This window comes from Pyxidicoccus sp. MSG2 (assembly GCF_026626705.1).
Classification (GTDB): Bacteria; Myxococcota; Myxococcia; order Myxococcales; family Myxococcaceae; genus Myxococcus.
Window position 1 is genome coordinate 12421680 of sequence record NZ_JAPNKC010000001.1, and the last position, 13894, is coordinate 12435573.

The following is a 13894-nucleotide window of genomic DNA, read 5'->3' on the forward strand; positions in this document are numbered from 1 at the left end:
CTCCTTGTGGCGGGTGCCTCGGATCATCCTCTTGGACACATGACCCGGATCCGCTGGGAACCCGCACCGGTCAGAATCGCCAACCGAGGCCCGCGCCGCCGGCGAAGCGCGTCGTGAGGCGAGTACCCGCCGCCTCGGGAATCGCCGCCACGCCCAGCGCACCGGTAGCCACGAAGGTCAGCCGTCCCGGGCCGACCCAGGCTGAAGCACCCACGCCGCCGTAGGGCGCAAGGCCCGACTTCGAGATGCCTCCTCCCTGCTGGTCGATGAGGACCGCGCCCGCTTCCGGGCCGAAGACGAGGACGGCACTCGGATTGCTGATGCGATGTCCGAGGCCCAGGCGAAGCTCGTACTCGCGCTGACGGAGGGACGCATCCTGTATGGAGTCACCCATGCGCCAGACCGCCGTCGCGGAGAAGGCATTGAAGAAGCCTGACTCGGAGGGGCCACGCAGCACGGCCAGGACCTGGGCGCCGAGAGCCTCGGAGAAGTTGCGGCCCGTCCCATTCGCGAGCACGGGGCCCACGTGCACCCCGCCACGCCAGGTGTCTCCAGCTCCCTTGTCACGCATGGCGATGAGCGTGCCCTGGCGGAGCACTGACGCATCCACCGTCGCAACGCCTTGCGCCGGTACGGTGACACGCGTCTCCAGCCAGGACGCCTCGCGCCGCACGCGCAGGCGGTAGCCTCCCGGTGGCACCGCGAGCATCACCGGCCCGCTGCCCTTGGAGAAGATGCCCATCACCACGCCGCCCTCTTCCGAGGCCACCACCCACTCGCCGGGCTCTGGCACGGTGATGATGAGCCGGCTGGACGCGGAGACGGGCGCGGTGAGGACCAGCTCGCCCTGCCCCTTCAAGTCGAAGAGGAAGGCCGGGTGCTGGCTGCCGGCGCGCGTGAGGAGCGTGGACTCCACCGTGCGCCCGTACGCATACGCATAGGCCTCCTGCAGTGTGACGCGCCCGTCGCGCGAGACATCCCCCGCGCCGCGCAGCCCCGCGAGCAGGTGGTGCGTGAAGAACGAGCCCTGGATGTCGTCTGACTCCTGGGACAGCTCGTCCGCGCTCGACGAGGTGACGATGACGCGGCCCTGGAGGGCGGGCGCGGACCAATGCACGAGCCGCTCCTCCACGGGCTGCAGGCCCTTCACGCGCGTGGCCCGCCCGGAGCGGCACGAGTCGATGAACATCACCGCCACGCCCACGGGGGCCTGCTCCATGAACTGGACCAACTCCTTCACGGGGAGCTGCGTTCCGGACAGGTGCAGGGAGTCTCCATCCGCGTGGCTCGACACGTAGACGAGGAGCTGGTCCGCCGGGCCGGCCTCTCGGGCCATGCGCTCGCGCAGCACGCCCAGCGCGGCCTTCACCCGCTCCGCATTCGCCCCGACGACGAGCTGGGCATCATCCGCGACGAGCCCACCCGCGTCGCGGAACACCGTCATCACGCGGCGCGCGTCCGCATCCGCGAAGCGCAGGGGCTCGTCCGCGCCGAGTCCCTCGTTGGCCCCCACCAGCAGCGCGTAGCGCCGGGGGAGCGGCTCCGCCTGCTCGGGAGCCTGGGACAGCAGCACGGCGGTCAGCAGCGTGACGAGCATCATGGGGAGTCCACGGAGACGGCGAGGCGGTGGTGGCGCGCCGCGCCCTCCACCGGGGAGGGAGGCTCGCAGTCCGGAGGTTGGTGCCGGGCAAGACACATGGCGGCCGCGCTCGCGAGGCCCTCACGTACCCGGACGAGCGCAAGGGGCGCGTCGGAGAAGTATGCGTCGAGGGTGAAGCTGCCCGGGGTGACGACGAAGGTGGGCGTCGCGGGGAGCGCGAATGGCTCTCCGCTCCTGTCGCCGCGCGCGGGCCAGAGCGCGGACACCCTCCCCGCCGCATCGGTGACGAGCACGAGCGCGTACCGGTGCGGCGCCGCGTGCACGGAGAGCGTCACCACGTCCCCGGGCACGAGGCTCGCGTCCACGGCGCCGTCGCGTTGTCGCACGAGCGAGACGAAGGGGCCGCCCTTCACACGCACGCCGTCGTCCGGCTCACGGAGCAGCACCACCGTGGCGAGGCCCGCGGCCACGGCGATGGGCGCGACGTACCGAAGCCAGTGGAACCCGGAGCGCTCGGGCGCGGCGGGCTTCGCGCCCTCCAGCACGTTCGCCAGCGTGCGAGGAAATTCTCCCGAGGCGCTGAGGGCCGCGCCCGCTTCGCGAAACCGGTCGAGCCGAGCACGGCACCGTGCGCAGGCGTCCACGTGCGCCGGGAGGGGCCTGCCTCCCAGGGCCAGCTCATCCAGCACGAGGTCGGACAGGTGCTCGCTCATGACACCGCTCCGCGCTGGGGCTCCACGGCGAGCTCGCGCGCCCGCGCTCGCACCTGCTCCAGCACCTTGCCCACCGTCTTCCGGGACAGCCCCACCACCTCCACGATTTCCTCCTGGGTGAGCGAGTCCATGAAGTGGAGCGTGGCAATCTGGAGTGCGCGCGCATCCAGTTCCCGCGACAGGGCCCGCAGGAGGTTGCGGGCCTCCACTTCTCCGGGCTCCGCTCCCACTTCGTCCCAGGGCAGGGCTCCACCCACGACCACGTCCCTCAGTGCGCGGGACCTGAGCAGGTTGAGGCTGACATTCGTGGTGACGCGGTAGATGTAGGTCATGGGGCGTGCCTCCGCGCGGAACGCGGCCCCGGACTCCAGCAGGCGGCAGAAGACCTCCTGCACGGCATCCCACGCATCCGAGTCACGGCCGAGCAGGGCCCTGGCCCGACGGTGGACCGTGGACGCGTAGATTTCATAGATGGCTTTGAGCTCCGAGGCGCTCAGTCCTCGTGCCATTTGGGCTCCACGCGACTTGGACACGCGAGCGGGCCAGCGTGGGAACCTGCCCGGCGAAAAAAGAGTGACGTGTTACTCGTACGTCGGCAGACAGCGGCCCGCGGTCGCCGTGGCCGACTGCCAGTAACAGTGCCAGCCATTGGGCGAGGACGCCTGGGTGCACGTCGCCTGCGTCTTGTACGTGGCACAGAAGCACTCCCACGTATTCCCGGTGCAGAGTTCCTGCCCTGTCTCGGAGAGGGCCGCCTGCTCGCTCTCAGCGGACTCGACACCACCACACGCGGATAGCCCCAGCAGAGAAACCAGCACGACGAAGCGACGCATGATGTGAACTCCGGCGCAAAGAGGGCGACAGCCACCCTCGGGGAACTGGACCTTGCATCAGGCCTCGGAGCGGTGTCCAGGTTTCCAGGGAAGTATGAATTTCCCAGTAGCAACAGTGCCTCGCGAGAGGCACCACCTCCTGGACACCCCGAGCCACACGCGCCCGCGTGCTACGGTCCGCGCCCCCCCGGACCGCCGAGTCGATGCTCGCCGCGGCAGTCGCGATCCAGATTGCCCCCAGGAGACATCGTTGCCTTCCACCCCCCCGCCCTCCCTGGTCACAGGAACAGAATACGAGCGTCTGCTCACCAGCCTCCGACTGAAGAGTCCCTGGGCGCTCGAATCCCGCACCCCGATCGCCCCCGAAGCGGGCCCGAACGAAAGGCGAACGGAGGCCTCCGTGCGCGAGGGCGGGGGCGCCCCGGGTCCCTGGCGGTCGGCGGTGGACTGGATTGACGAGCAGTCGCGACTGCATGGCGAGCGCATCGCGCTCTCGGACGCCTCCGTCGAGGTGACCTACGCGCGGCTGCGGTCGCGCACGCAGGCCCTGGCTGAAAGGCTCCGGGCACATGGGCTGGGGCGTGGAGATGTGGTCGCGCTCGTCCTGGATCGAGGCCCCTCCTTCATCGAGCTCGTGCTTGCCGTCTGGCGGGTCGGCGCGGCCTACCTTCCGCTGGCCCCAGCACATCCGCCCTCCTGGCGGCAGGACATCATCCAGCGGGCCGGGGCCAGGCTCGTGGCCGGCCTGTCACGTGACAACGCCGTTCCAGGCCTGCCCTTCCTCGACCTCGGAGAGGCGTCCCCTGCTGTCGCGCCAGGACCCGAGGAGGTCGTGCTCGCACCGGAAGACCTCGCGTACATCATCTGCACTTCCGGCTCGACCGGTGAGCCCAAGCTCGTCATGACCGAGCATCGTGGCGTCGCCAACCTCATCCACGCCCAGCGCGACTTCCTCGGCACGCTGGGGCCGGACGCTCGCGTGCTTCAGTTCTTTCATCCCTCCTTCGATGCCTCCTTGTTCGACCTCTTGATGGCGCTCCCCAACGGAGGGCGCCTGGAGACCATCGACGAGTCGCGCATCTCCGGCGAGCCCCTGGCCGAGGTCCTGCTGAATCGCCGCATCACCCATGCGGTGCTTCCCGCGACCGTCCTTCGCACCCTGCAACCCGGCCGATTCACCGACCTTCGGACGGTCATGAGCACCGGCGACGTCTGCCTCCCGGAGACCGCTCGGCAGTGGGGCGCATTCCACCACTTCGTCAACGGCTACGGCCCGACCGAGGTGACGGTGGCCAGCACGCTCCACTCCGCGGGCCCCCAGGACTCCGAGCGCGTCTCCATCGGCCGGCCCATCTCCCACTGCCACGCCGTCATCCTCGACGAGCACCTGCGGCCCGTCCCCGATGGGACTCCCGGAGAGCTGTGCCTGGGTGGCGAGGGCGTCGGACGCGGCTATCTCGGACGCCCCGCGCTCACCGCCGAGCGCTTCATCCCGGATCCCTTCTCCCCCCTTCCAGGACGTCGCCTGTATCGCAGCGGCGACATGGGCAGGGTGCTCCCGGACGGCAGCCTCGAGTTCCTCGGCCGGCGCGATGACCAGGTGAAGGTCCGCGGTGCGCGTATTGAACTGGGTCAGATTGAATCAGCGCTCATCACCCTCCCAGGCGTGCGTGACGCGGTCGCCCTCATCGACCGCACGGGAGAGCGGCTCCTGGGCTACGTGCTCCCGGTCGACGGGGCGGTGCTCCGGGTGGACACACTGCTCGCGGAGCTCCGGCGTCGGCTCCCTGGCTACCTGGTGCCAGATGTATTGGTTCAAGTCGATGCATGGCCCCTGACCACGAGTGGCAAGGTCGACCGTGCCCTTCTGCCACGACCGCGGCGCTCGGAGCGCACCGACTACCAGCCGCCCCAGTCGCCCGTGGAAGTCGCACTGGCGGCAATCGCGGCGGCGCTGCTCGGGATGGAGCGGGTGGGACGCCACGACAACCTGTTCGAGCTGGGAGGACACTCCCTCTTCGCCACCCAGCTCGTCGCCCGGGTGCGGCGCGAGATGCGGGCGCACATCGAGTTGAGCGCCGTCCTCCAGGCGCCCACGGTCGCGGAAATCGCCGCGCGGCTGGGTGAACGGCATGACGTGGGGGACCCGGGCCCCCGGGTGGCGGAGGCCGGGACCGCGCTCGTTCCCTCCTTCGGCCAGCAGCGGGTGTGGCTGATGCACAAGCTCAACCCAGACGCCCGGGCCTATCACTCCCAAGCGGTCCTTCGTCTCGAGGGCGACCTGGACCTCGCCGCGCTTCACGCCAGCCTCACTGACATCGTCCGCCGCCACGACGTGCTCCGCTCCCGCTTCCCGGAGGTCGACGGAGAGCTGCGCTGCGAGCTGGAGCCGCCCTGGGAGGTACGGGTCCCTCTCCAAGACCTCAGCGCAGTGAGCGCGGAGCAGGTGGCCTCACGGGTGGGTGAGGCCATTCGCGACGGAGTCCAGGCCCATTTCCCCCTCGCCGAGGGCAGGCCGTTCCGCTGGCTCCTCCTCAAGCTCGGCCCCCAGGAGCACGTCTTCGTCCATGTCGAGCACCACGTCGTCCACGACGGCTGGTCCTTCAACCTCTTCGTCCGCGAGCTGCTCAACGGCTACACGGACCACGTTCGCCACGGACAGGTGCGGCGCCCCGACCTCGTCGTCCAGTACTACGACTATGCCCGCTGGCAGCGGGAGTGGTGTGCCACCGAGGCCGCCGACGCCCAACGCCGCTTCTGGCGTCAGGCACTGGAGGGCGCCGAGACGATGCTCCAGCTCCCACGACGCTCGGCTCCGGAGGCGAGACGGTTCCGGGGCGTGGGGCCTCGAATGGAGCTCGACGGCGAACTCTCGCGGAGTATCCAGGCGCTGGCGGACCGGAATCACACCTCGCTCTTCACCACCCTGCTCGCCGCCTTCTTCGTCCTGCTTCACCGCTACACCGGCTCGCGCGACCTGCTCGTCGGCTCCGCCGTCGCCAACCGCCGCTGGCAGGACACCGAGAGCGTGCTCGGCATGTTCGTCAACACGGTCGTCATGCGCGGCCAACTGCACGGAGATCCTTCCTTCGAGGAGCTCCTGGCGCGGGTGAAGCGCAATGCCCTGGAGGTCTATGACCACCAGGAACTGCCCTACGAGATGATCTTCGCGGAGTCACCCGCGCGTCACCAGGGTGGGCTCAATCCGTTGATCCAGGCCATGTTCAACTTCCACGACACGTCGGTGGGCGCTCTCGATGCGGCCCCGCTCGATGTCACCATCGTCGAGGGACTCAGCAACGGCTCGGCCAAGTTCGAGCTGTCCGTCGTCGTGGTGCCCCGCTACGCGGAGCCAGGGCACATCAGCAAGCTGGCTGGAGACATCGTCCACATCCCCCGTTCCGACACGCCGCTGCGCTCCAGCCCCCGCTCGTCCCTGAGCGGCCTCCTGCTCGCCTGGGAGTTCGACTCCGACCTCTTCGACGACTTCTTCATCACCGGCATGCTCTCCGCCTACCAGGAGTTGCTGCACTCCATCGTCGCCGCCCCGGAGACCCGCGTGTCCAGGCTGGCGATGCTGGACGCGGCGGCCCAGCGAGCCCTCATCGTCGCGGGGCCCCGGCGGGATGCCCCCCCGCGATGGGTTCCAGACCTCGTCGACCTCCAGGCTCGGCGCACGCCCGATGCGCTCGCGGTGACCTCGTGTCAGCCGCCCATGACCTACCGCATGCTCACGCACGAGGCGGAGCGACTGGCGCGCCACCTTCGAAGGATGGGCATCGACCGTGAGGATCTGGTCGCGGTGTGCGTGCCCCGCTCCGAGCAGCTCGCCGTGGCACAACTCGGCGTGCTCAAGGCCGGAGCGGCCTTCCTCCCGCTGGACCCCCACCATCCCCTCCCCCACATGGAGCGGCTCGTCCGGGAGGCCGGAGCCCGCGCCCTGGTCACCACGGAGAACCTGTCCGGAAGGCTCATGGAGCTCCCGGTCATCGTGATGGAGGAAGTCACCGACGCGCCCGAGCTGCCCCTTCCCTCGGGAAGTCCTTCCGACATCGCGTACGTCATCTACACCTCCGGTTCGACGGGCAGGCCCAAGGGCGTCCAGGTCGAGCACCAGTCGGTCGTGGCACTGCTGCACGAATCGGACACGCTCGAGCTGGAGCCGGGCAAGACGGTGTTGGCCCTGACGTCGCCTTCCTTCGACCCCTCCGTGCTGGAGATCTTCGGGGCGCTGATGAACGGCGCGGCGCTCCACTTCCTGCCACAGGGATGGGACGTGCGCGGCCTGGCGCGCGCCCTCACCGGCACGTCCATCACCCACGTGGTGATTCCCCCCTCGGTGATTCCCCAGTTGGTGGCCGAAGCGCCCGAAGCCTTCGATGCCCTGGAGCGGGTGATCATCGGAGGGGATGTCTTCTCCCCGGACGTGTTCCGCGCGCTGAAGCACAGGGGCTTCACGAAGGCGACCAACGTCTACGGCCTCACCGAGACGACCATCATGGCCAGCGGCCACCGGCTCGAGGACTGGCGCGACACGGGCGCCGCCAGCGTGCCCATTGGCCGCGCGCTGTCCGACGTCCACCTCGTGGTGCTCGATGAGCACTCACAGGTGGTGCCGCCGGGCGTGGTCGGGGAGATCCACATCGGTGGGCCCGGCATCGCGCGAGGCTATCGCGGCCTGCCGGAGCTCACCGCCGAGCGGTTCGTGGCGGACCCGTTCGGGCCGGTGCCCGGCGGACGGCTGTACCGCAGCGGAGACCTGGGCCGGTGGCTTCCCGGAGGCGTCCTCGAGTTCGTGGGGCGCGCCGACGAGCAGGTGAAGATTCGCGGCTTCCGCGTGGAGTTGGCCGAGGTGCGGGCTGGACTCGCCGCGCATCCCGGGGTGACCGATGCCCTCGTGGTCGTCGACCGGACGGGACTGGAGCCCCGGCTCGTCGGCTACGTGGTGGCCACACCGGAAGCAGCGGTGACAGGGCAGGCCGTGCGAGCGGACGCGGCACACCGATTGCCAGGACACCTCGTGCCCTCGGAAGTCGTGGTCCTCGACGCGTGGCCCCTGAACGCCCATGGGAAGATCGACCGGCGCCTCCTGCCAGCGCCCGGCAGGGTCCCTGACGCGGTCTTCACCGCACCGAGAACCGAGGCCGAGACCCGGATCGCGGAGATGGTCGCGGAGTTGTTGAACGTGGCCCGGGTTGGCGTCCACGAGAGCCTGCTCGCGCTGGGCATGCATTCGTTGCAGGCCATGAGGCTCGCCTCGCGACTGAGCAGGATGGTGGGTCGGGAGGTCGGTCTCGCCACGATTCTCGTGGGTCCGACCGTCGCGCAACTGGCCGAAGCACTCACCGCGCTTGCGTCCGCGCCCACCCCCATCAAGCGGCTGCCCCGCGCATGACGAACGCGTTTCCCATGTCGTTCGCGCAGCAGCGCCTGTGCTTCCTGCACCGGGTCGACCCGACGGGAGCCGCGCACAGCTCGGCCCGCTGCTTCCGCGTGACGGGGCCGCTGGACACCGAGGCCCTGCGTACAGCCCTGGAGGCGCTGGTCGCCCGGCACGAGCCCTTGCGGACCGTCTTCCCGCTCGGGACGCACCAGCACGTGTTGAAGGAGGCCCGGGGGGACATGAGGGTGGTGGACGTGGCGACCGAGGCCGAAGCGCTGCATCACGCCGAAGCACTGGTGTCCCAGCCGTTCGACCTCGAGCACGGGCCGCTGCTGCGGCTCGCCGTGCACAGGGCGGATCCGGAGACGCACCTCCTCGTGTTCTTCGTTCACCTGCTGGTGGCCGATGGCTGGTCGCAGCAGGTCTTCTTCGAGGAACTGGCCATCGCCTATCAGGCGGCCGTCACCGGAGAGCCCACGACGCTGCCCGAGCTTCCCGTGCAGTACGCGGACTGGGCGGCCTGGCAGCGCGAGCAACTCACCGAAGCGCGGCGCGCGGAGTTGTCGCGTTGGTGGCGGCAGCGACTGTCCGGGATTCCCCTCGTGCTCGACCTGGTCCCGCCCCGCCCCGCGCTGGGACGAGGACGGCGCATGCACCGGGTGCTCTCCGCCGAGCTCACCTCGGCGGTACATGCCTTCGCGAGCGCCGAGCGGCAGACGGTGTTCACGGTGCTGTCCGCCGCCTGCGGCGTCGTCCTCGGGCGCCACGCGGGCCGGCAGCAGGTGTTGCTGGGCCTGGCCGTGGCCAACCGGGGCCTGCCCGAGGTCGAGCGAGTGCTCGGCTTCTTCGTCAATACCGTCGTGTTCCAGGTCGACCTGCGCGGCGACCCGACCTTCCGCGAGCTGCTCGCGCGGGTATCCGAGGCCACGGTCGCCGCGTACGCCCACAAGGACCTGCCCTTCGAGCAGCTCGTCGCCGACCTCGCCCCCCCGAGAGATCCGACGCGGTCGCCCGTCGTCCAGGTCAACTTCGCCTACCATCCGACCGGTACGGCCGGCGTGCTGGGATTGCATGGCTGCACGGTCACCGAGCCACGATGGGATCTCCCCACGGCGAAGTTCGAGCTCACCCTTCGCGTCGAGGACCGCGGCGACAGCACGTGCACCGTCTGGGCCGAGTTCGACGAGAGCCTGTTCGACGCTCCCTTCATCGACGACCTGCTGACCTCGTATGAGGAGGTCCTGCGCGCCGCGGCTCCGGAGGTGCCTCTGTCGAGCCTGCGCCCGGCTCACACCACGACCGAGCAGCGCCTCACCCGCATCTTCGCCGACGTGCTGGGGGTCGCGGCGGTCGACCCCCACGACGACTTCTTCCGCCTCGGCGGCCATTCCCTACAGCTCATCGACGTCGCGGCCCGGGTCCGTACCGAGCTGGGTCGCGACCTCGGGCTGCGAGAGCTGTACCAGAACCCCACCGCGGCGGGAGCCGCCGCTCGGCTCGAGCGAACTGGAGCATCCCGATGACCGATTCCTATCCATTGCCCAAGGACTGGCAGCATCCCCTGGATCCTCCCCCCGAGTACAAGCGACTCAGGAAGGAGGCTCCGGTGTGCCCCGTTCGCACGTGGGACGGCAACACGCCGTGGCTCCTCACCCGCTACGAGGACGTCCTCGCGGCGCTGGGTGACCCGAGGCTGAGCCTGGACTCCTCGCTGCCCGGGTTTCCGCACACGTCGCCCTCCTCCGCGGCCCGCCAGGGTCGACCCCTCCCCTTCCCGTTCCTTCCCGACGCGGAGTACCGGGCGCAGCGGGCCATGCTCGTACCGGAGTTCGCGCCACGACGGATGGAGGCCCTGCGCCCGCGAATCCAGCAGACCGTCGACGAGGTCATCGACGCGATGCTGGCCGGGCCCCGGCCGGCCGACCTGGTCTCCGCCTTCGCACTTCCCGTGGCCATGCGTGTCATCTGCGATCTGCTCGGCGTGTCCCGAGAGGACGCGGACCGCCTGCACGTCATCAGCCGCACGATTGGCTCTCGCTCCTCGTCGCGCGAGGTGGCCGAGAAGGCCCTGGACGAGCTGGATGCATACTTCCAACAATTGGTGGAGGCGAACCTGCGCGAGCCCACCGACACGCTCGTGGGTCGCGTCGTGGCCGAGCACGTGCTGCAGGGAAAGCTGAGCGTGCCGGACGCCACCGCCATGTTCCACGCGCTGTTCTACGCCGGGCATGGGCCGTCCGGGTACATGGTGGGAATGGGCGTGCTGGCCCTGCTGCTCCACCCGGACCAGCGCGACAGGTTCCGCGCCCTGGAGACGCCCGACGCCCTCTCCGCCGCCGTCCAGGAACTCCTGCGCTACGTCACCGTGTCCCATATGGGTCGGCAACGCGCCGCCATGGAAGATGTCACCATTGGTGGCCAGCTCATCCGCGCCGGAGAAGGCGTCCTCGCCCAACCGGATTCGGCCAACCGCGATGAGACGGTCTTCCCGGAGCCGGACCGCCTGGACCTCCACCGCGAGCCCTATCGCAATTTCGCCTTCGGCCACGGCATCCACCTGTGCACGGGTCGCACGCTCGCCATCGTCGAGCTCGAGGTGACATTCCACACCCTGTTCCGGCGCATCCCGAACCTGCGACTGGCTGTGCCCCTGGAGCAGATTCCCTTCAAGAAGGACGAGAACCTGATCGGCGCCCACGAATTGCTTGTCACCTGGTAGTCAGAGAAGCAGGCCCGGCACAAGATGGCGCTCGTCTTCCGGTGGCCAACGCCATCAAAATGGCGCGGGGATTCCGCACCTGGAGTCGACCCGATTCCACTGGAGAATGCAGGAGCCTTCGACGGATTGGCCTGGTCACACTCGCTTCCCTCACCACCGCAACGGGCTGCATGCAGGCCCAGCGCCCCTATCAATTCAGCGTCGGCTCAACGGCGGAGTCGCCCACCAGCGTGGTGGCTCGGACGCTCGCCGCGAACGGACAGGAGCCCATGAATGTCGACGAGAAACTCGGCCTCGTCCAGACGCGGTGGCAGGACACCGCCTTTTTCTACGGCACCGTCGGTAACGTCCAGGCCACCATCATCCGGCGATACACCGTCACCGTGGTCCCGAACACCAGCGGGAACGCAGTGAGCCTCCGCGCCGATCTCAAGAAGTGCCCACAGGGCGGCTTCACCATCGGCGACACAGCGGTGCGCGGCCTCTGCGAGGCCATCGACGGGGTACCCGAGTCCTTCCAGCAGGACGTCGACGCGCTCGGCTCGAAACTACAGCAGTCGCTCGCTGCGACGCACTGAGCCGGGGAATCCGAACCCGGGGAAGGTGTCAGCGGAACAGGCCCTCGCCGCTCGTCATCTGCTTGTTGATGACCTCGAAGAGCTGCTTCATCGTCTCGAGGGGCAGGTGTCAGGGATTGACCCTCTGACTTCAGCGGCGGGCCTTGTCATTTCGGTTCCCGTATCCAGACCACGACGGTGAGGGCATGGTAGCCGTCCTCTCCATCGACGCTGCTGCGTTCGAGCTCCACCTCCAGGGGCAACCCCTGCTTCGTCAGTGACGTCTTCCTCTGGCGGCTGACGGCGTTATCTTCAGCCTCCTCTTTCGAGGTGACGCCCGCGAGACACGCCTTGGCCGCGGTGATGGCGCGCTCGTATTCGGCCGTCAACGCCGCCTCGCTCTGAAAGGAGTCGTAGTCGCATGACACCCAGGCGGAACCATGGCCGTGGATGACATGGCACTCCGACGCGCCCGGGAGCAGCAGGCGGGTCTTGAAGACCTTGAGCCCGGGATTCCGGGTGAGGTTTGGCGCGCCCTCGGTGAGCGGGCTGAAGCGCGTCCCGGCGGTCTGGACCAGCTGCTGGAGCGGCCCGCACCAGGCCTCGTTCCACGTCTCGGCCTCCTCCTCCCCCACCGGACCCGAAAATTCGCATGAAGCCAGCCCCCTGGTGGGGGACCCGGGGATGGCATACCGGACGATGGGGAAGCGGTCCTGCGTCCGGGTCCAGCCGACCGTCGCGTCGATGCGGTGGAACCGGCTTGGGGCCAGGTCGAACTCGCGCGCCACCGCGTTCACCGGCAGCCAGCGCGGCTGGCCCTCCTCCTTCCCTGGCATAGGCCTCGTCCCCGTCTCCACCCGGACCTCACACCGGACGGGGCGGTTGCAGGTGTTCTGGTAGCCCGTGGTGACCTTCACGATAGGCGGGTCGCCGTCCCGAACCCAGGACATGCTCGTCCGGCCATCGGCGAGCCGGAGGCAGGCGGCCGCCGCCGGGTCGGGCACGAGCGCCGCCCGCGCCTGCCGGGGCTGCGAACCACAGATCCCAGGGAGCGGCTTCAGGAGATAGCCGCGCACATGGTCGACGAGCTGCCGCCATAGCTTGCAGGTGCGGTCATGTCCGCGCTTCTCCTCGAAACACTGTGTCTCCCAACGGTTGGTGAGGATTTCCGCCCGGAGGTGCCACTGCGAGGCGACGAACTCGTCCGAGAACAGCTTCCCTTCGGGCAACCCCTGTTCCCGGGCGAGGAGCGGATCCAGTAGAGCCTGATGATGGCTCAAGGCCACCATCGGTATCAGCAACGTCACCGGAGCGCGCTCATTGGCGCTGCCCAGGAAGTCGAATGCCCTCTCGTCACAAGCAATCTCCCGCGTGAGGGAGTCCGCATCAACGCCGGCGCCACAGTCGGCGCCGTGCTCGACATGGACCAACTCGTGGAGCATGACGAAGGTATAGAAGAGCTGACTCATTTCGAAGAGTGGGTTCACGTCGTCCAGGCTCAGCTTCATGTCCCTGGATGGCCGTCCTATCGAGACGCATGGCTTGCCTGAATGCGCTGCGAGCTCCGCAAGCCACTGCGTGAACAGGGCCTCATCCTCCTGCCCGTTGGCCCTCAACTCAGCCAGGTACGTACGCACGGAGGACTCGACCAGGTCGATGAGCGCGGTGCTCATCCGGATTTCGATGCGCTCCTCATCCGTCGTGTTGCTCAGCCACGGCACCTGCCCCCGGGTGACATAGAAGCGGACCGCTCGGCCCTTCGCCGCGCACTCCGCCTCGCCACACATCCGCACCTCGGCGTCGATGAAGGCCAGCCGGAGCCGGTCCACGAACCACCGGTAGCGGATGCCGATGTCGTCCGGATCCACCTGGTCGCAGGCGTCGTCCACCCACTCGACCCCCTCCTTCTTGAGGTATTCGACGATGATGCAGCGCCCCCGGGCGACGTACTCGGTGCCAAGGGCCGCCTTCAGTCGCTGCACCTTCTGTGTGCTGACCGGCGGGGCTGCTGGCACATCGGCGCGTGCGGGAACGCTCAGGGCGCACACGAACAGCACCAGGCATGACAACATCCATCGGAACGTCATCA

General features: G+C 69.0%; 9 protein-coding genes. 4 read left to right on the top strand and 5 right to left on the bottom strand.

The features are described from left to right. Positions 1 to 70: 70 nt before the first annotated feature. From OV427_RS47275 to OV427_RS47290, 4 genes are all read right to left on the bottom strand, one after another. Entirely contained in the window at positions 71 to 1600 is a 1530-nt protein-coding gene (locus OV427_RS47275) for a caspase family protein (protein WP_267862837.1), read from the bottom strand. Beyond that, a complete protein-coding gene (locus OV427_RS47280; RefSeq protein ID WP_267862838.1) occupies positions 1597 to 2313 on the bottom strand; it encodes a hypothetical protein in 717 nt (238 codons plus the stop codon). The genes OV427_RS47275 and OV427_RS47280 overlap by 4 nt, the downstream gene beginning before the upstream one ends. Next, positions 2310 to 2822 carry a sigma-70 family RNA polymerase sigma factor gene (locus tag OV427_RS47285; protein WP_267862839.1) on the bottom strand — a complete coding sequence of 171 codons (513 nt, stop codon included), beginning with the start codon at positions 2820 to 2822 and terminating at the stop codon, positions 2310 to 2312. Before OV427_RS47285 ends, OV427_RS47280 begins: the two co-directional genes overlap by 4 nt. A gap of 72 nt (positions 2823 to 2894) precedes the next feature. Continuing rightward, entirely contained in the window at positions 2895 to 3146 is a 252-nt protein-coding gene (locus tag OV427_RS47290) for a hypothetical protein (RefSeq protein ID WP_267862840.1), read from the bottom strand. Positions 3147 to 3546: 400 nt separating this feature from the next. Here OV427_RS47290 and OV427_RS47295 point away from each other — a divergent pair, with 400 nt between their 5' ends. The 4 genes from OV427_RS47295 to OV427_RS47310 all read left to right on the top strand — a co-directional run bounded on the left by OV427_RS47295 (position 3547) and on the right by OV427_RS47310 (position 11826). Next, the gene (locus OV427_RS47295; RefSeq protein WP_267862841.1) at positions 3547 to 8541 is read left to right on the top strand and encodes a non-ribosomal peptide synthetase; all 4995 of its coding nucleotides are present in this window, start codon (positions 3547 to 3549) and stop codon (positions 8539 to 8541) included. After that, on the top strand, positions 8538 to 10052 hold the full coding sequence (locus OV427_RS47300) for a condensation domain-containing protein (RefSeq protein ID WP_267862842.1): 1515 nt from the start codon (positions 8538 to 8540) through the stop codon (positions 10050 to 10052). The genes OV427_RS47295 and OV427_RS47300 overlap by 4 nt, the downstream gene beginning before the upstream one ends. Further along, positions 10049 to 11248, top strand: coding sequence for a cytochrome P450 (locus OV427_RS47305; protein WP_267862843.1), 1200 nt, complete (start codon positions 10049 to 10051; stop codon positions 11246 to 11248). The genes OV427_RS47300 and OV427_RS47305 overlap by 4 nt, the downstream gene beginning before the upstream one ends. Before the next feature lie 269 nt (positions 11249 to 11517). Further along, on the top strand, positions 11518 to 11826 hold the full coding sequence (locus OV427_RS47310; protein WP_267862844.1) for a hypothetical protein: 309 nt from the start codon (positions 11518 to 11520) through the stop codon (positions 11824 to 11826). A gap of 146 nt (positions 11827 to 11972) precedes the next feature. Here OV427_RS47310 and OV427_RS47315 read toward each other — a convergent pair whose 3' ends face one another. Beyond that, complete coding sequence (locus OV427_RS47315) at positions 11973 to 13892, bottom strand: hypothetical protein (protein WP_267862845.1); 1920 nt, start codon at positions 13890 to 13892, stop codon at positions 11973 to 11975. Positions 13893 to 13894: the final 2 nt, after the last annotated feature.

What these genes read in the sequence shown, in the direction of transcription:
- OV427_RS47290 (WP_267862840.1), bottom strand. Translation starts at nt 3,146, where the DNA reads ATGCGTCGCTTCGTCGTGCTGGTTTCTCTGCTGGGGCTATCCGCGTGT.
- OV427_RS47285 (WP_267862839.1), bottom strand. Translation starts at nt 2,822, where the DNA reads ATGGCACGAGGACTGAGCGCCTCGGAGCTCAAAGCCATCTATGAAATC.
- OV427_RS47275 (WP_267862837.1), bottom strand. Translation starts at nt 1,600, where the DNA reads ATGATGCTCGTCACGCTGCTGACCGCCGTGCTGCTGTCCCAGGCTCCC.
- OV427_RS47280 (WP_267862838.1), bottom strand. Translation starts at nt 2,313, where the DNA reads ATGAGCGAGCACCTGTCCGACCTCGTGCTGGATGAGCTGGCCCTGGGA.
- OV427_RS47315 (WP_267862845.1), bottom strand. Translation starts at nt 13,892, where the DNA reads ATGACGTTCCGATGGATGTTGTCATGCCTGGTGCTGTTCGTGTGCGCC.
- OV427_RS47300 (WP_267862842.1), top strand. Translation starts at nt 8,538, where the DNA reads ATGACGAACGCGTTTCCCATGTCGTTCGCGCAGCAGCGCCTGTGCTTC.
- OV427_RS47310 (WP_267862844.1), top strand. Translation starts at nt 11,518, where the DNA reads ATGAATGTCGACGAGAAACTCGGCCTCGTCCAGACGCGGTGGCAGGAC.
- OV427_RS47305 (WP_267862843.1), top strand. Translation starts at nt 10,049, where the DNA reads ATGACCGATTCCTATCCATTGCCCAAGGACTGGCAGCATCCCCTGGAT.